Annotated in this window: 15 protein-coding genes; 5 read left to right on the top strand and 10 right to left on the bottom strand. The window is 43.6% G+C overall.

Translation table 11 applies throughout. From position 1 onward, the window contains the following. The first annotated feature begins 13 nt into the window (after positions 1–13). Entirely contained in the window at positions 14–1,534 is a 1,521-nt protein-coding gene (locus BLQ81_RS07190) for a Fic family protein (protein WP_092729275.1), read from the top strand. A gap of 335 nt (positions 1,535–1,869) precedes the next feature. On the opposite strand, the gene BLQ81_RS07185 is transcribed toward BLQ81_RS07190, so the two are convergent. The 5 genes from BLQ81_RS07185 to BLQ81_RS07165 form a co-directional block, all read right to left on the bottom strand. Next, positions 1,870–2,454 carry a YceI family protein gene (locus BLQ81_RS07185; protein ID WP_092729349.1) on the bottom strand — a complete coding sequence of 195 codons (585 nt, stop codon included), beginning with the start codon at positions 2,452–2,454 and terminating at the stop codon, positions 1,870–1,872. 293 nt (positions 2,455–2,747) lie between these two features. Beyond that, on the bottom strand, positions 2,748–4,178 hold the full coding sequence (locus BLQ81_RS07180) for a DUF1501 domain-containing protein (RefSeq protein ID WP_092729274.1): 1,431 nt from the start codon (positions 4,176–4,178) through the stop codon (positions 2,748–2,750). A gap of 52 nt (positions 4,179–4,230) precedes the next feature. Continuing rightward, on the bottom strand, positions 4,231–6,666 hold the full coding sequence (locus tag BLQ81_RS07175; RefSeq protein ID WP_407640240.1) for a DUF1549 domain-containing protein: 2,436 nt from the start codon (positions 6,664–6,666) through the stop codon (positions 4,231–4,233). A 271-nt stretch (positions 6,667–6,937) separates the two neighbouring features. Further along, the gene (locus tag BLQ81_RS07170) at positions 6,938–7,690 is read right to left on the bottom strand and encodes a 3-keto-disaccharide hydrolase (protein ID WP_092729272.1); all 753 of its coding nucleotides are present in this window, start codon (positions 7,688–7,690) and stop codon (positions 6,938–6,940) included. Positions 7,691–7,808: 118 nt separating this feature from the next. After that, positions 7,809–10,613, bottom strand: coding sequence for a PQQ-dependent sugar dehydrogenase (locus BLQ81_RS07165; RefSeq protein WP_092729348.1), 2,805 nt, complete (start codon positions 10,611–10,613; stop codon positions 7,809–7,811). Positions 10,614–10,975: 362 nt separating this feature from the next. On the opposite strand from BLQ81_RS07165, the gene BLQ81_RS07160 reads away from it, so the two are divergent. Genes BLQ81_RS07160 through BLQ81_RS07150 form a run of 3 tightly spaced genes read left to right on the top strand, consistent with a single transcriptional unit; the run spans position 10,976 to position 12,597 of the window. Continuing rightward, a complete protein-coding gene (locus tag BLQ81_RS07160) occupies positions 10,976–11,317 on the top strand; it encodes a hypothetical protein (RefSeq protein ID WP_139183580.1) in 342 nt (113 codons plus the stop codon). After that, positions 11,287–11,844, top strand: coding sequence for a protease-associated domain-containing protein (locus BLQ81_RS07155; RefSeq protein WP_139183579.1), 558 nt, complete (start codon positions 11,287–11,289; stop codon positions 11,842–11,844). The genes BLQ81_RS07160 and BLQ81_RS07155 overlap by 31 nt, the downstream gene beginning before the upstream one ends. Before the next feature lie 3 nt (positions 11,845–11,847). Beyond that, positions 11,848–12,597: a hypothetical protein gene (locus BLQ81_RS07150; protein WP_092729269.1), complete on the top strand. Its 750-nt coding sequence runs from the start codon at positions 11,848–11,850 to the stop codon at positions 12,595–12,597. Positions 12,598–12,697: 100 nt separating this feature from the next. Here the strand turns inward: BLQ81_RS07150 and BLQ81_RS07145 are convergent, their stop codons facing one another. Next, positions 12,698–13,144: an Hsp20/alpha crystallin family protein gene (locus BLQ81_RS07145; protein WP_092729268.1), complete on the bottom strand. Its 447-nt coding sequence runs from the start codon at positions 13,142–13,144 to the stop codon at positions 12,698–12,700. A gap of 206 nt (positions 13,145–13,350) precedes the next feature. Between BLQ81_RS07145 and BLQ81_RS07140 the strand changes: the two genes are divergently transcribed. Continuing rightward, on the top strand, positions 13,351–13,611 hold the full coding sequence (locus tag BLQ81_RS07140; protein WP_217636650.1) for a hypothetical protein: 261 nt from the start codon (positions 13,351–13,353) through the stop codon (positions 13,609–13,611). 75 nt (positions 13,612–13,686) lie between these two features. Here BLQ81_RS07140 and BLQ81_RS07135 read toward each other — a convergent pair whose 3' ends face one another. From BLQ81_RS07135 to pruA, 4 genes are all read right to left on the bottom strand, one after another. Further along, positions 13,687–14,649 carry an NAD(P)-dependent alcohol dehydrogenase gene (locus BLQ81_RS07135; protein ID WP_092729267.1) on the bottom strand — a complete coding sequence of 321 codons (963 nt, stop codon included), beginning with the start codon at positions 14,647–14,649 and terminating at the stop codon, positions 13,687–13,689. 119 nt (positions 14,650–14,768) lie between these two features. Then, positions 14,769–15,923, bottom strand: a complete 1,155-nt coding sequence (locus BLQ81_RS07130; RefSeq protein WP_092729266.1) for an aspartyl protease family protein — start codon at positions 15,921–15,923, stop codon at positions 14,769–14,771. A 48-nt stretch (positions 15,924–15,971) separates the two neighbouring features. Next, positions 15,972–16,343 carry a VOC family protein gene (locus BLQ81_RS07125; RefSeq protein ID WP_092729265.1) on the bottom strand — a complete coding sequence of 124 codons (372 nt, stop codon included), beginning with the start codon at positions 16,341–16,343 and terminating at the stop codon, positions 15,972–15,974. Positions 16,344–16,469: 126 nt separating this feature from the next. Further along, the gene (pruA, locus tag BLQ81_RS07120) at positions 16,470–18,104 is read right to left on the bottom strand and encodes an L-glutamate gamma-semialdehyde dehydrogenase (protein ID WP_092729264.1); all 1,635 of its coding nucleotides are present in this window, start codon (positions 18,102–18,104) and stop codon (positions 16,470–16,472) included. Between the last annotated feature and the right edge of the window lie 8 nt (positions 18,105–18,112).

The raw sequence follows: 18,112 nt of genomic DNA, 5'->3' as shown, positions 1-18,112 counted from the left end.
AAAAGGTAGCACAATGGCAAGCCCTTCAGAAAAACTCGCAGATTCGTTGGCTGTCCTGAGGGATTTACAAGGATTGGGAAGAATAGCAATAAAGTCATCCGACTTGACTCGAACTCATCGGGAAAGGCTCGTGAAAACAGGTTTTCTGAAAGAGGTGATTCGAGGCTGGTATATTCCTGCCAGACCTGATGAGACCGCAGGAGAAAGCACATCATGGTTCACCTCTTTTTGGGATTTTATAGCAGCTTATCTGAATGAAAGATTTGGGAATGAATGGAGCTTATCGCCGGAACAATCGGTGGTCTTTCATGCAGGGAATCTGACCGTTCCCCGACAGCTTCTTGTCCGCTCTCCGCGGGCACGAAATCAGATCACAACACTTCCCTTTGAAACCTCAATTTTTGAAACTAGAGCCAGCATTGCTGGTTCTGAAGAACTTGAAGTTGAAAGTAATGGGTTGAGAATGTTTTCTTTGGCTCCGGCATTGATTTACAGTTCGGAGCCTTTCTTTCGAAACAACCCCACAGAGGCGCGGACGGCCTTGGCAACCTTTAGAGATGCGTCTGAGCTATTGCGAATTCTGCTTGCCGGCGGACAAAGTGTGGTTGCTGGACGTATTGCAGGAGCTTTCAGAAATATTGGACGGGATAAAATTGCAGAAGATATCCTTTCTGGGATGCGCTCAGCGGGATACCAAGTCAAAACAAATGACCCATTTATTGCCCCAAGTCCATTTGCTATACCTTCAAGGCAGGTCTCTCCCTATGTGAATCGACTTCATCTGATGTGGCAGTCCATGCGGGAACCCATCTTAGAAGTTTTTCCTGCAGAACCTGGGTTACCTGAGGATATCAATGGGTATCTCCAGCTGGTTTCGGATAATTTTGTGAACGACGCTTATAATTCGCTATCAATTGAAGGATACCGAGTTTCTGCGGATTTGATAGAAAGAGTGCGAAGTGGGCAATGGCAACCAGAAAATGCTGATAGTGATCGGCAGCAGCGAGATGCACTTGCTGCGAGAGGTTATTGGCAGGCCTTTATGGAGGTAAAAAGGGCCGTAGAGCGAGTATTGAGGGGGGAAAACTCCGGGACAGTTGCGGATGAGGTACACCAGAATTGGTATAGAGAGCTATTTGCTCCCAGTGTAACGGCGGGTATAATTAAGGCTTCGGATTTGGCGGGATACCGAAACCAACCCGTTTTCATCAGGCGTTCCAAACATGTACCACCGAATAGTGACGCAGTCAAAGACCTGATGCCTGTATATTTTGATCTTTTGGCAAATGAATCAAGTCCTGCGGTAAGGGCTGTTTTAGGTCATTTTATGTTCGTCTATATCCATCCCTATATAGATGGGAATGGACGTTTGGGAAGGTTCTTGATGAACTTGTTTCTTGCTTCAGGTGGATATCCTTGGGCTGTCGTTCCGATGGTCCGAAGGGAAGCGTATTTAAGCGCTCTAGAATCCGGCAGCTCGGAGCAAAATATCCGACCATTTGCAGTTTTTTTGGCCAGTTTGATTAAGCAATAGGTCCAAAAGAATTAAAATAATTTGATTATCCGCAATCCTGCCAGTAATTAAGAAATATGCTTTAGAAGTTGCGGATAATCGTCCACAGACGACAGTCAACTGTCCACGGCTCGTTTTTTGGAACTTCAAAACTTAATTTATTTGGCTACTGGTAGGAATGCGGATATACAGATAAAATAATTTGCACTAAAAAGCGGAAAATACCTTTCAGGTTTTCAAAACCTGAAAGGTCTAACCTTAAAAGCTTAGAGGATACTGGCGCACTGTAAAATAAAAAAGGCCTGAGATTTCTCTCAGACCTAATTTTTCAATTTTGAAATTTTTAAATATTTCAATCAGATAGTCGCAACAAGCTTCACATCCAAATTCACCTCATCGTAAATCATTCGGTCACCCAGATTCTCAAAGAAGTTTCCTGATCGGAACTTAATGTCGTAGTGGGTTCTGTCAAATTTAATAGTACCTGTTGCAGTCATTTTATTTCCGGCTACGGCAACTTTCGCAGGGAAAGAAACTGGCTTGGTGATCCCTTTGATCGTCAAATCACCGGTGATGGTGTAATCTGTGGCACTAGTTGACTTTACATCTGTGATCTTGAAAGTTGATTTATTGAATTTTTCAACTGAGAAAAAGTCATCAGACTTCAGGTGATTGGTCAGGTTACCTTTTGATTTTTCGTCTGTTAGATCTTCTACAGTCAAGTTGACCATGTCCATTTCGAATGAACCTCCGGTGATTTTTCCTCCGGTGACATCAAGTTTTGCATCAGCGATGGGCACATATCCCCAATGCTCACCGGTAACTTTGGCGGCTTTCCAGGTGACTTGACTTTCGGTTTTGTTTACTGTGGCAGGAGCGAAATTTTCACCGATTGTGAAAAAGCTTCCGAATGCCAGGATTAATGTGGTAATCAGTTTCATAGGAATTAATAATTTGGTTTGATGAATTTGTTGGTTTGAAATTTTTGGATACAAATGTTAGACTTTATCCAAGTCAAATTGTTTAACGGGGGAGGTTCGGAATGTTGATGTATTTTGATCAATGGCAATTTTTGTGTTTGAACAGGATAATCGCCCTTTAACCTTCGTACTTATTCTTCTTCAAAAAGTGATAGGATTGCCAAACTGTATTCGGTGTATTGTTTTTGGGCTATTCTGATAAAAATTTATGTGTCAGCAGTAAAGTATTAGTAAACTTGAGCATTCACCAAAGTTTAGCCCTTCGTCAGCAGCCCAAATTCCGCCTTCCCTTTCCCATCCGGTGTGGTGTAGAATGGGCGCTGCTCAATTTCGTAGTGTTTGTCCGCAGGTATTCCCAAAGCGTGGTATATCGTCTGATGAATCCCATCAATTTTGATCGGGTTTTCGATGGTCTTACAGGGTCGCTCATCAGCTGTTTTACCAAAAACATGACCGCGCTTAATTCCTCCTCCAAACATCAAGATTGAACATCCATCAGTAAAATGTCGGTGCATCCCATAGTTTTTCATGTCTTCAACGATGTCGGGGACTTCAACTTGATCCAGTACTTTCAGATCCGGTCTCCCTTCTGTGAGCATGTCCCGGCTGAATTCACTGGCTACGATAACTAAGGTCCGCTCCAGTTTACCGCTTTGATCCAAATCTTTGATCAATTGTGCAATCGGAGCATCGATCATCTTTTTCATGTCTTTCAATCGGGTGTGGCCGTTGTCATGCGTATCCCAACCGAAAAACGGCTCGTACTCTGTAGTTACTGTAATATAACGGGCGCCTTGATCAACCAACCGTCTGGCCAATAGACATCCCAACCCAAATCTTCCTCCCGTGTCATACTTTTCATAGCTCTCCCGTGGTTCCTGACTCAGGTCAAATGCCTTCGCTTCGGGAGAATTGAGGAGCATATAGGCCTGCTCCATGGATCGCTGAAGTGATTCTTTCTGGTAATCCGAACCAAATTCGCCCATGGGGCCTGCCGATATTAAGTCCTTGTAGAGTTGATTTCTGGATTCAAATCGCTTGTAGTCCATCCCTACCGGAGGACGCACCGCATCCAAACCAGCAGTCGGATCAGGGATTAAAAATGGACCAAATTCCGAACCCAGAAATCCCGCACTGTGAAAAGCCTTCAATTCTTCGCCTTCACCCACGGTAAATCGCTGTCCGATATTGATGAAAGGTGGAATAACAGGATTCAATGGTCCTTTTTCTTTGGCAATCCAACTTCCCAAGTGAGGAACGACCACAGATTGAGGCGGTTCATAGCAGGTATGAAAATGGTACTGATGACGTGTGTGTAGGATATGACCCAAGTCCGCCGCCTGATAAGAGCGGATCAATGTGCCTTTATCCATCACGGAAGCAATATTTTCCAGCCCTTCGGAAAAATGAATCCCGTCGAGTCGGGTAGGAATGGAAGGAAAGGTGCTCAGAATCTCTTTAGCTTCCATCCCCTTGCGGAAAGGGGTGTATTTTTTCGGATCAAAGGTTTCGGTGTGTGCCATTCCTCCAGCCATAAAAAGTAAGATTACCGAATCAGCTGTACTTGGGATTTTGCTTTCGCAGGAAGAAAGTAAGCCTGCCAAAGGGGTACCCATGCCCATCGTGGCCATGGCTGCTGCGCTGGTTTTTTTCAGGAAATCGCGTCGGGTTTGTAGGGTTTTCATGGTTAATGATAGTGGTTCCGGTGAGTGGAGACACTTACCGGGGCGAGTTCTGTCAATAAATCATTTGAAATTCAGGTAAAAGGAAAACTGCCCAGAGGAAATCCTGGACTGCAGTAGGTTCCGGTCGGGATCCTAGGACTTTTTTGGCCACTTCAAGTTCCTTTGGACTCGGTTTTCGAAGCAAAGCTTTGGCATACAGATTTTCAGTCAGCGCTAATGGGTCGGGAAAGGTTTCTGCCCATTTTTCTCCCCCCTTTACCAAGGCTTTGTTGAGCTTTTCCCCATTGCTCAGCTCAAGAGCTTGCAGCAAACTGGCTTGAGAATCCCGGCTTGTTGAGACAATTTCCCGATTAGGACGGCCCAAAGCTTTCAGGAAATCATTGTTTGCCACTAATGAAGCTCTCGCAAATCCCCGATTGTCCTTGGCTTCCGGGATCAGCTGATAGGGTCTGAACTTGACTTCGACCGAATCGAATAGGGGCGCTGAGATTTCTGCCACTGCATCAGAAAATTGTTCTGCGGTCAGCCTTCTACGAATCACACCCTGAAATTTGAAATCTTCCGCCATCAGTTTTTCAGGCGATTCGACTGCTATCGATTGTCTCTGGTAAATTCGTGAGGAAGCAATCTGATAAATCAGCCGCTTGAGGTCATAGCCATTTTCCACAAAATCCACCGCCAACCAATCCAGCAAATCTTGGCTCCAAGGCGCATTGTCCATCTCATCCACCGGTTCCACGATTCCCCTGCCCATCATCTGCTTCCAGATTCGGTTCACCACCGTTCGATACATCCGCCCGTTGGCAGGTTGCACGAGTTGATCGGCGAGTTGGCGGAGTTTTTCGGCTTTGGTGGCTAGGGAGTCAATGTCTCCCAATTCTTCCCAGAGGATTTTGGTTTTGGCTAGTTTACCCGTAGGCTGCTCGCATCGACTGACTTCCAGGGTGCTGTCTGCGAAGATGTTGGCAAAAGCATAGGCTTCTTCCAGTTTCCAGTCGCTGATAAAGCTATCGTGACAGGAAGCGCATTTGAGGTTAAGACCCAAAATCACTTGTCCCACGTTTTGAGCAGCCTGCATTTCGGTGCGTTGTGAAGCATTGACAGTCCCTCTCCAGCGGATGCCCTCGATGAAACCTTTGGATTTCTCATTTGGATTGAGCAGTTCTTTGACAAATTGATCATAGGATTTATTGTCTCTGATGGAGGTGTAGAGCCAGTCCGTGATGGCAAAGCGCCCCCGGGTGATGTAGCCTGTTCCGGTGTAGTCATTGCGCAGTGCGTCGTTCCAGAAAGTCAGCCAATGTTGGGCAAAATCATCTTTACGATCTAGCAGTTTTAGGATTTGAATTTCCCGCTTGTTGGCATCGGTATTGGATTGATATGCCGCCAATTCCTCCGGACTCGGCAACAGTCCGATGAGGTCGAGATAGGCCCTTCTCAGGAAAGTTCGGTCATCAATCTGCTCTCCCCAATTGAGTTTATTTTCCTGAAAATATTGATCTACCCATCGGTCGATCGGATTTTCCAAACCGGGCTTGGCCGACGGTAAGTTTGGTTTTCTAGGAGCCAAAGCCGCTACCCGATAGATGGATTGCTGCGCCACTCCATCCGGCCACGGAGCTCCTTTTTCCACCCAAAATGTGAGCAATTGGATTTCTTCTTTGCTGAGTAATTTGCCTTTTTCGGGCATCACCTCTTTATGGTTTTTGGAGAGGGAAATTCGGCGGATCAATTCGCTCCTACCGGGATTTCCGGGGATGATCACCGGCCCATTTTCTCCTCCGGCAAAGACAAACTCTTTCTCATCCAATCGAAGTTTTCCTTCGATTTTGGAGCCGGAGTGGCATTTGTAGCAGTTATGAGCCAAGATGGAACGGACGTTGGTGACGAGTAAAATTTCCTGATCCGGGGAAAGTGTAGAGGCGAAAGTGGCAATATCGACTGTCAGGGATTCGGGTGCTTGTTCGTCAGAATTCTTGGGCAAAACCTCCGTGAGGTAGTCTTCTCCGTGTGTCAGGGAGGCTCCGAAATGGCCTGCAAGTCCTACCCCGATTCCAGTGAGAAACAGGAAAAATCGATAGGTCTTAATTGATGAAGCGCTAGGGTTGAGTTCACTTTTTCGGAGTAAAACGAGAAGTAAAACAGAAATTCCTGCACTGACCACTCCAACGATTCGATGAAGGTCAAGTGTACTTCCGGTAATGCCTTCATTTTCGGCTAAAAACCAACCCATCAAAGCGGCAAATAGGGCCGAAATGGTGCCAATAATGACCAGAAACCGGATGCCTGAACGAAACGAATGCCTGAAATTTCCCAATGTAAACAGCTCCATCACTACCGCTGCCAAAACCAAAGCAATCGGAAAATGAACCATCATCGGGTGAAGTCGGCCGAAAAGCTGGCTGAGCCAAAAACTACTTTCTGCCAGAATCAGCCCGATGGTGAAGTTAAACAGAAATGGCAGATGGAGAATAAGGAGTTCAGTCAAAGGAGAAATCATTGTAAATAGATCAACTCGAAAAATATAAGGCTTTCGACTCTAAAAACAGTCCTTTGTTTGGCGAAAAAACTGATTTTCAAATTTTTGTTTGAAGTATTGTAGCAAAATCAAAGGGAGGGTCGTTCGGACACGAATTACTTTGATGGACAATGCGAAAGATTTTGTTTTTGGCAGTATTTTTTTCCTGGTTTCCGGTTGTTTGGAGAAAAATGAATTTGCGGCTTTGTAAGAAGAAGCGGTTTTGGTGAATGCGAGGGGATTACAACTCTTTTATTTTTAAATTCTTGAAAGAAATTCCTTTCGCCCAGTCTTGCAATGCAATATGTCCACTAGTGGATTTGCCAAATTCAGGGAATTGTTTGAAACCTGAGTTTGCAACGGTATCAGCCCAGTCCTGAGACTTAAAGTCCACCTCCATAGTCAAAACCCCATTGAGGTGAAACTGTGTCTTTCCGTCGATCTGAGTGATTTTGGACTGATTCCATTCGGTGGAGGATTTGGTTTCGGCTGGATTTTTTTGAGGGAAAAAATTATACAGGCATCCTGATCGCTTCAGGGGCACATTCACTTCCGCATGTGAATTGGAGAGCAGCTGATATTCGGGTCCGGTAGCCCATGCAGTTAAGATTTCAGGCTTTTCCACCACATTGATAAATACTCCACTATTGCCCTCTTCTTCAATTTTCCACTCAAAAACAAACTCAAAATTTTCATATTGACCGTCAGTGAGTAAGTCAGCAGGCTCATCGGTTTTATCAGGATTGCATCTCAATTCTCCATTGACTGCTTCCCAGGCAGATTCGCCTTTTCTTTTGTTATAAATATGCCATCCATCTAAAGTTGAACCGTCAAAAAGAAGTTTCCAGCCCGCTTCTTTTTCCGCTTCAGAGAGTTGGTTGTCTTGGAGGATTTCAGATTCTGCAATAGCTGTTTCTGGGGTTTTTGATTGGCAAGACGATAATGAAAGTGAAACTAAACCTGCCAGAATAAGGATTATTTTGATGGTCTTCATTTATGCTTGGTTTGTGTAATGAATGTTAACTGAAAAATCTGAAAGGGGCAATCTTCAAATTTTATTGTTTAAAGAAAACAAATCCCCTTGGTCTTTTGAAGCCAAGGGGATGTTGATTCTATTCTACTGATTTGTTTTTAAACTCAATCTCCAAAACACTCATCAGGACGGTTTCCCCCTTGGCATCTGGATTTTTGAAGATAAAATAGAGATCCTGCATGCCTGTAGTCGGTTTGATTTTGACGACTGCACGACTGGCATTTTGTCGTCTCCAATCTATCGGATTTACCCCTTGCGGTGGCCTGAACCCGGCGGATGCTTTCCTTCCTATCTTCTCAGATTGGCCAAGGAGTTTTCCTGTAGGTGAGCCCAATCGGATTTCTACCGAACCTCCAATTGCACCGTTGCGCTCGGTAATACTACTCAAGACATCAATTTGCTGGATTCCCCTTAAGTCAATCTGTTTTAGGGAGAATTGAGAATTATCACCCACCATCATAAAACTGATGTTGGGAGTAGTCAGCAATTGAACTCCTTTTCTTTCAACTGAGGATTGTGGATCGAGGAAAGGATTCTTCAATGCCACGAAATCAATTCCATTTAGGGATCCAATGGCGCCCGCACCTTTATCAGAATACGAAGCTCTGAGGAGAAAGCTGCCTTGTCCGTTTTCTCCTTCAGGTATTACCGCATTTACTTTTCCGCTCAGCGGCAAAGAAGCAATGTTGGCTTGGGTGTCATCCATAGCCAGGATGTAATCGACCATTCTTCTTGCATCCGCTTCACTCAGTGATGGGTGTGCACTCATCCCGTGATCTCCCCATACACCGGCACCGCCGTTGATGATTTTACCGATGAGGTATTTTGTGTTTTCCTCCGAGTTAGGATACTTTTCTGCAACCGCCTGATAGCTTGGGCCGATGGATTTCTCCGCGTATTGGTGGCAAGACTTACAGTCACTGGCTTCGATTAGGTTTTTTCCCAAATTCAAAATGGCAACGTTTTCTACACCGCTTTGCTTTGAGGCGATCTCTATCGGATCAAAACCTGCCGGTACATAATCGAACGTTACTGCCACTTCCTCCGCTTTGATTTTCCCGTCCGCAGTACCTCCGTCTTCTTTATCGTTGACCGTGATGTTGTAGCTTAATTCCTTTTCTCCAAACCAGAAACTTCTGTTAATACCTCCAAAATCGATAGCAACTACTGGAGGTTCATTTCCAGCAATCACTTCTAGGGAAGCGGAGTTTTTCTCCCCCCTCGTATCAGTGACGGTAAGAGTAATCTGGTAGGTTCCGGCTTCTGAGAAAGTGAAACCCGGATTTGCATCGCTCAGCTTCTGATCGAATCCTGCCCCATTGGTAATTTTCCATTCATAGGAAAGCTTGCCTTGATCGTAATCGTCAAAGTCATTCGTTCCTTCAGAAGAGAAATTTACAGTCAATGGGATTGCTCCGGAGGTTTTGTCGGCTGCTAGGCTGACATTCGGCTTGCGGTTGCCTTTGTTATACTGAATCTTGACTATTCGGGAATTTGCATTCCCACGGAACCAAGCCGATCCGTATTCCAAAATGTAAAGTGAACCATCCGGCCCAAAGTCCATATCAATTGCTGAGCTGAAGGTCTCATTTGGAAGGAATCGCTCCATTCCGGTCATGTCACCGTTTTTATCCATTGATACAGCAAAAATCCACCCGCGCATAAAGTCCACAATCAGCCATTTTCCTTCATAATAAGCAGGGAAAACATAGGGTGCGTCTTTTTTGAAATCTGCCTTTCTGAATACCGGGCCGCCCGTGGCACTTCTACCCGAGCTACCTAACTGCGGAAATACCTCCGAAACGCCATAAGGATAATAGATCATCGCCGGAACCACCGGTGTCGGAAGCTCTCTCAAACCGGTATTATTTACAGATTCATTGACGGGCTTCATTACATCATAGGCTGCGCCATAGGAGCTGTCTGCGTGGTTATGTCTGTTATATGGGAAATTGTCTCCAATGAAATATGGCCAACCGAAGAATCCCGGGCCTTTCGCTTGATTGAATTCGTCGTAGCCCTTTGGTCCCCAAATGGAATCTACCGAAGCATCAGGTCCTACTTCACCCCAATAGAGATAGCCCGTTTTGCTGTCCAATGTAGGTCTCCAAGGGTTTCTGTGACCCATGGTGTAGATTTCAGGTTTGGTTTTTTCTGTTCCCGGAGGGAAAAGGTTGCCTTTCGGAATGGTATAAGTCCCATCATCTTCAGGATGGATTCTCAGGATTTTTCCTCTCAGGTCATTGGTGTTACCCGGAGCCCGCTGATCATCGGCATTTTCCATTCCCGGCCTTTCGTCAAGATTTGAAGTTCCCTCGCGTGGGTTGACCGTATTATTACCCACGGTCAGGTATAGGTTTCCTTCCGCATCGAAGACCATTCCTCCACCTGTATGACAGCATTCCTCACGCTGGGTAGGGACTTCCAAGACGATTTTTTTTGAGGATTCCACCAGTTCATTTTCTTTCAGTTCCCATCTCGCTAAAATGTGCTTTGCGTCCGTGGGATCTGCGTAATACATGTAAATCCAGTTGTTTTTGGCATAGTCAGGATGTACGATTACTCCCATCAGGCCTTCTTCAGCCTCGCGGACTACCCCAAGTTTGTTGGTGTATTTGGTATTGACCGGGATGGTGGCGACAAGTGTTACTTCTCCCGTCTTTTCATCCAATATTTTAACCCCCCCTTTTCGTTCGACAAAAAGGATTCTGTTACCGGGCAGGAATGTCATCTCCATCGGTTCGTCCATTCCTTCGGCGAGGACGACTTTAGTAAAGCGATTGTCTTCTGGTTTGACAGAAGGATCGTCTTCGGATTTGCAGGAAAGAAGTCCAAGACTTAGAAAAAGTACAGGAAGGACTTTCCAAAGAAATCGGTTTAACATAGGTTTTCTGAATTTGAAGTAAAATTTTTTCAAGGGGCGCAATTTTTCTATTGTCTCAATTTTGAACAAAAGACTATCTATTTCCAAAAGTTATTTCTGAGACGGTCAAATAACAGGATAAATGAATTCAGAAAACGGCTGATTGTATGGGAGCTGAACCTATTTTAGGTTGAATATTTTACGAAAGATCCAAAGGACATTTATTCCAATTGTCAAATATTCTCAAAACAAAATTTCATTTTTCTATACTTTCAAACAAGGCTGATCTCAAGTTGAAATCGAGCCTGTCTGCCACCTTTAGGCAGGCAAGAGAAAAAACCTTACACACTGGGATGGTCTTTGAAAAACAAATTATAATCATAATGGAAAAAATACTTCTGCTTTTTCTATTGTTACCTGGATTTTTATTTGGACAAAATCACGAAGCGAACATCAAAAAGATCTTTGATACAGAGCTTACAAAAGGACATACTTATGAAAATCTCCGGTACCTCACCAAAAACATTGGGCACAGACTAGCTGGGTCGCCAAGTGCTGCCGCAGCAGTGGAGTGGACACGTCAGTTGATGGAAAGCTATGGATTTGACACAGTTTACCTGCAACCTGTCATGGTTCCACATTGGATAAGAGGGGGAAGGACATCGTGCGAATCACTAACTCAGAAAAGCATGGTGTGCTGGAATTCTCCGCTCTTGCTTTGGTAAATACACAGGGAACCGGGCCGGGAGGGGTGATAGGAGAAGTGGTTGAGGTCAAAAGCATTGCAGAGTTGCAAAAGCTCGGAGCCAAGGCTCAGGGGAAAGACATTTTCTTGAACGGTCCCATGGATCCTAGCAAGATTGATGCCTTTGAGGCATATAGCGGAGCTGTTGGACAGCGTGGTGCAGGGGCTTCTGAGGCTTCAAAACTCGGGGCAATAGGTGTCATTATTCGTTCCATGACCAATCGAATAGATGATATTCCACATACAGGCAATCAACGCTACAATCCCGATTATCCTAAAATCCCCGCGATTGCTATCAGTACCCAAGCTGCCACACTTTTTGGCAAAAAGGAAGTTTTTAAAAGTATCCACTTCGAAAACAGATATTCTGCGGACTCGTATTTTTACGAACAAGCTTCGAAAAAATACTGGATAAAAAGATCTCAAAAACGGACTTACATCTACTATCGAAACTTGGCTTCGAGCATCACCGCTCTTCATAAGCAAAGTAGGTCTGTACATTCCTAATCGATGATCAGGTTTTCTCCCAATTTAATTTGCGCTTCGCTTTTTACAGGGATCTACGACGTCAATCGGAATGAAATGCTGCCTTCGGATGAGTACTCGCTAACCGAAAATTGGTTTCAATTCGTTCAAAATCTTGGTTTGGAAGGGATTGTATTTCACAATAATTTTTCTGAAAAAACAATCCGAGAAGCCCAAAATGATCAAATCAATTTTATCAAAGTGGACTTAGATACACCGCTGAATGCCAATGCAAATCGCTATCCGGTGTATTTTGATTTTTTGAAACGGCATGCGGATCAGATTGGAAATGTGTTTTTCACCGATATCGCGGATGTGGAAGTCGTCAATAATCCATTTGATGATTCATTCTTTTTGGAAAATCCAGAATGCCTTTTTTGCAGAGATGAAAAGGAGATTTTAGATAACTCTTGGATGAAGGATCATTGCACCCACTTGCGGAATTTGATTCCTGAATTTTTGGATTTCGAGGAGAGAAGCAAGTCGCAAACACTGTTAAACTGTGGAGTGATTGGAGGAAAAACAGCCGCTATGCTTTTGTTATTGGAGAAGCTCACCCAAATTCATACTTCTGTTACAGTCAGTAACCAAACTCCATTTACCCTGGATATGGGGGCATTTAATTTTGTAGCAAGGACTACATTTTCTAATCGATTAAAACATGGAGTTCCGGTCAATACGTTGTTTAAGGGCTATGAATCAGAGCGGATGGATTGTTGGTTTAGGCATAAATAAGTAAACGATTTTGCGCTGAGTTCAAGTGGAAGTGAAGCATACAAATAACCCCAGTCAATTAGACCGGGGTTGAAAACAATAAAAAAACACCTATTTTACTTTAGCCAACTTCTATCGCTTTTTTAGCCTTACTGGCTTCCAGAGTCTTTTTTGGAAGAACTATATTGAGAATTCCATTTTCATATTTGGCGTCAATTTGATCTTCTTTCACATGCTCAGGCAAGGCAAACGACCGGCGGATGCTTGAATAGGAAAATTCCTTTTTACGGTAGTTTTCCTTTTCCTCTTCAGATTTGTGCTCCTTTTCACCTGAGATAATTAGCATACCATCTTGGATTTCCACTTTAAAATCTTTCTTTTCAAAGCCCGGAACTGCCAATTCAAGTTTGAATGAATTGTCATTTTCAATCACATTTGCGGAGGGTACCTCGATTGATTTCCCAGAAAAGAAAAATTTTTCATCAAAATCAAAGGGGTTTTCTGCACCGAAGAAGTCCTGAACCATCTTAGGCCAAAAACTTCCATTTCTTTTAGTCGGACTGCTCATCTTGTTGTTTTTTTAGATTTATAACAGCTTAATTGCCGATATAAAACTGCTTTCTTTTTGACCAAAAAACATTGATAAAGATCACAAATTCAATTGATTGTAATCATGGATGTCTCGGTTAGTTCGATTCATCCTTGCTTTCTTTTTCGAAATCTCTTGTCAATACATTCGAGGTTTAGTTTATTCAGGGATTAAAATAAATTTTTATGGTTTACAGTGACTCAAGGCTTGCGGCAGTCCGGCTTTTTCGAAAAATTAGGTTTGGGTGGATTTACACCTCTTCCACCTTTGTTGGAAATTTTGGTATGGCCTTGCTTTTCACTTCTTTTTTCAGAGAGTTGGACTATGGGGTCGATGCGAATTATGTGTTCTTCTTGGCCGTATTAGCAATTGGGCTATGGGTCACGGAGGCTATTCCTCCCTTTGCTGTCGGGATTTTTATTATTGCAGGCCCGGCGGATTGCTGATGATCCTCCTAGGCCCTTTCATGGCTTTTGCTAGCGTAATGGTCTATGCCTGGCTATTTTTTGATTAGAACAAAGTCAAGCGATTTTCAAAATCACATTTCCGATTTTCTTGCCAGAGGCCACATAAGTAAAGGCTTCTTTAGCCTGATCTAAGGTGTAAGTGCGGTCAATCATCGGTCTGAATTTTTCTTGGATGACCAAGTCCTGTACAGTTTTCATACTTGACAGAATGTCTGTCGGAAGTGGAAAAACGACCTTCTTTTGGCCAAAAATTGGAGTTGTCATGGCCAATGTCAAATTTTCCCAATTTGGGCCAAGTTCGGATGAGATGTATATTCCTCCGGGCTTTAAGATAGGTTTGCAAAGTGAAAAGCGACTTTTTCCAACAGCATCAAACACAAAATCATATTCGATTTTCTCTTGGGTAAAGTCCTCTTTTTCCAAAGCGATTACTCGATCAGGACCTAGTGCTTTGACTTTTTCCACATCGACTTCATGGCAGACGGCTGTCACTTGGATTTCCCGGGATTTCAATAATTGGATCGCGGCTGAACCGATGGCACCAGTACCGCCATTGACTAAGACCAGGTCTCCGGTTTGCAGTTTTACTTTATTCAAAAAGTTAACCGCATAGTGTGCTGCTTCTGCGCAAGCCACAATCTGAGGGAAATCAATTCCATCGGGGATTGTCAGAATCGCTTTTCTGGTTGAAAAACAGACGAATTCGGCATGTGTTGCAGAACCATTGTCACCAAAGCCCCACACCCGGTCGCCGACCGAAAAGCCGCTTACGTTTTCTCCTATCTTATCCACCACTCCCGCAAAATCTGTCCCTATCACCGAAAATCTCGGTTTTGGAAAACCAGCAAAGGCCCGCATCAGATACGGTTTTCCGGTTAATACACCTAAGTCAGTTCGATTGACGGTAGTTGCCATCACTTTTATCCGGACTTCATCCAGTTTGGGTTCAGGGATCGGAATGTCGATTACTTTAATCGAGTCAATAGAACCGTAATCGTATCGGACTGCAGCTTTCATAGTGGGTCAATTAGTTTTAAAAAAGGGATTTTAGAATTGAATTATTTTATCCTCAAGAAAGATAGATTTTTTCATTCCAACCGACTAATTGCCTGATTCTTGTTTTTTAATGAGGGAGGTTAGTTTAGGACAATTTTTGGAAAAATTAATTGGGTGCCATCCAATTTGGTGATTTGGATATCAAGAGGTCTCAGGGAAATATACCAATCCAGAAATTGGCAATTATTTTCAAAATCTGCTGCTTTGAACCCATTGATGCTTAGGATTTCCTCTTCTACTTCAATAAGGGAGTCCTGCGGTGTGAGTCCTATAGGCTTTCCTTTGAGAAAAAATTTCCCATCTTCAAAAGAAACAGCTATGCCATTGCTTTTTTCAAATTCAGGGTGCTCCCTAAGTTGTAAAGCATACGTTGATTTGGAATTGTTGATGATGGTTTTTGAGCTGAGGGTTTTAAAAAATTCTAAACCAATTTTGGTCTTCGTCTTGTCTTCAAAATCTACCGGGATTTTTGGAAGGTAGTTTTGCCCCAATCGAAGGCTATCCATCCAGATAGTTGTGGAAGGAAAAGAATTTGAACCCAGTGCGCCTGATGCATAACGGAAAAATGGGTTAGAAAGACCCTTTCTCTCCTTTTCAGTCAAAAAACTCTGGATGTTTTTGTTGACGCTTGGAATGTCCAGAACTCCGGTGTAGCCAAAATCAATTAAAGTCAAGCGCTCATAGGCCAGATCCATAATTTGTAAACTGGTGAAGGGCCTTTGATCTAAATATCCGACCTTAAATACTAAATCAGAATCCTGTATGGGAAATGGTTTTTTTGAAACTTTGATCACTTGCTTTTCGAAATCGATTTCCCAATTCAACTGGCTTATGATATCGGAACCCAAAAGATAGGTATCCTTGCAATACATAAGATCCATGTCATTGATCAGGCTGAATACATTTTTGAATTGAAAGCCACCGATCTGAATGACATCACTTTTTCCGAGATCCACATTTTTGACCTCATTATTCACATCCAGGATTTTCATTTTTTTCCCTGTTGTGGTTATTCTTCCCTTTGATTCGCTGAGACTGTTAGCCATACCCAAGCTCGTTCCCGTATCAAATACGAAATCGGTCTGGACTCCATTCATAAGTCCCTCAAATACAATCCACCTATAATCCATGTGAAATGGAAATGCATAGACAGATTGGTTATCCTGTGCAGATACCGGTGAGAGAAAAATAAACGAAATCCAAGTTATTAAGAAAATGGGTGGGGTGATTTTCATAACTCTCTCCAAATATGGGAAAGTTGTCCGAAAAAAAATCACCTATTCTTAAACATGTTGATCAATTAGGATTGTATTCCCATCCGGGTCAAAAAACAGAATACTTCCCGGGCCCATACTAGCGGGATCGACTTCTTGGGCCAAGGGAATTCCTTGCGCCTTTAATTGCGTCTGAATACTTCGGACATCATCAAAGGAATCAAGATTGCCGGCATTTTGATCCCAACCCGGATTAAAAGTCAGGATATTTTTTTCGAACATTCCGTTAAAAAGTCCGATCAAACTGTCCTCGTTTTTCATGATCAGATAGTTCATTTCCTCGCCTCCGGCAAAAACCTTAAATCCAAGATGCTCATAGAATTCTTTGGATACCTGTAGGTTTTTTACAGAAAGGCTGATGGAAAAAGCGCCGAGTTTCACAAGTTGCTGGGGTTTGTTTAAAGCAATTTATAGATTCTAAAGGATTAAAAATCCTGCGCTATGAAGTTTTAAGCAGAATAATGATAAAAAAAGCCCCAATTGAGAAGATCGAGGCTTTTGACATTCTTAATCATTCCCCAAGAATGGGTATCGGTAATCTTCAGGAGACACAAAGGTTTCTTTGATCGTTCTTGGAGAGACCCATCTCAGTAAGTTGATCATCGATCCGGCCTTGTCATTGGTTCCGGACGCTCTTGCTCCTCCAAATGGCTGCTGACCTACTACAGCCCCTGTTGGCTTGTCATTGATGTAGAAGTTGCCTGCTGCGTTTCTGAGTTTGGTGGTAGCCAGTTCGATGGCATAGCGATCTTGAGAGAAAATAGCACCAGTCAAGGCGTATGGGGACGTTTGATCTACCAGTTCAAGGACTGTTTCAAAGTGCTCCTCATGGTAGACATAAATAGTCAATACAGGTCCGAAAATCTCCTCGCACATAGTCGTGTACATCGGATCTTGGGTAAGAATGACTGTCGGTTTGATAAAATACCCTTTTGACTTATCAAAGCTTCCTCCGGCAATGATTTCAACTCCGGGTGCTTTTTTTGCATCTTCAATGTACTTGGCGATTTTATCAAAAGACTTCTCGTCAATTACGGCATTGATAAAGTTGGTAAAGTCTTCTGTCCCTCCCATTTTCATGGAGTCTAGGTCCTCGATCATATATTTCTTGACATCTTCCCAAATATTGGAAGGAATGTAGGCACGAGAAGCCGCGGAGCATTTTTGGCCTTGATATTCGAATGCACCCCGAACCAAACCGACCGCGACAGCTTTCGCATTTGCTGATTTGTGCGCTAAGACAAAGTCTTTTCCGCCAGTCTCGCCGACGATTCTTGGGTAAGATTTGTAGTTGTTGATATTAGCGCCGATGGTTTTCCAAATGTGCTGAAATACACCGGTTGAGCCTGTAAAGTGGATTCCTGCAAAATCGCGATGTTTAAAAATGATATCCCCTGCCGTTGGTCCATCTACGTAGATTAGGTTGATCACGCCATCAGGCACTCCGGCTTCTTTGAATACTTCCATGAGCACACTGGCAGAATAGATCTGAGTGTAAGCAGGCTTCCAGACAACGGTATTTCCCATCATGGCTGCCGAGGCGGGAAGATTACCTGCTATGGCAGTAAAGTTGAACGGAGTCAAGGCAAACACAAATCCCTCTAAAGGCCGCTGCTCCAATCGATTCCAAACCCCATTTCCGGAGACAGGCGGTTGTTGTGCGTAGATTTCGCACATGTATTTTACATTGAACCGAAGAAAGTCGATGAATTCACAAGCCGCATCAATTTCCGCCTGCATGGCATTTTTTGACTGACCAAGCATGGTAGCTGCATTGATTTTTGCGCGATATGGACCGGCTAAAAGATCAGCAGCCTTTAGAAAAATAGCAGCGCGCTGTTCCCAAGCCAGATTTTCCCAAGCTTCTTTGGCTCCCAAAGCCGCATTGATTGCCTGCTCCACGTGGGAACTGTCTCCTTCGTGAAAGTGCCCCAAAATATGCTTGTGGTCGTGCGGGGGTGACATGGGATGGGTATTTCCCGTTCTCACTTCCTCACTGCCGATGTACATCGGTATGTCGATTTGATTGGATCGAGCCGCTGCAAGGGCTTTTTGAAGTTCTTTTCGCTCCGGGCTACCCGGTGCGTAGGATTTTACCGGCTCATTGAGTGGCATGGGTACATTGAAAAATCCTTTTAACATGATATTTG

This window comes from Algoriphagus alkaliphilus (assembly GCF_900103735.1).
Lineage (GTDB): Bacteria > Bacteroidota > Bacteroidia > Cytophagales > Cyclobacteriaceae > Algoriphagus > Algoriphagus alkaliphilus.
Note: the sequence above shows the minus strand (reverse complement) of the source record. Positions and strands in the feature narration are given on the sequence as shown.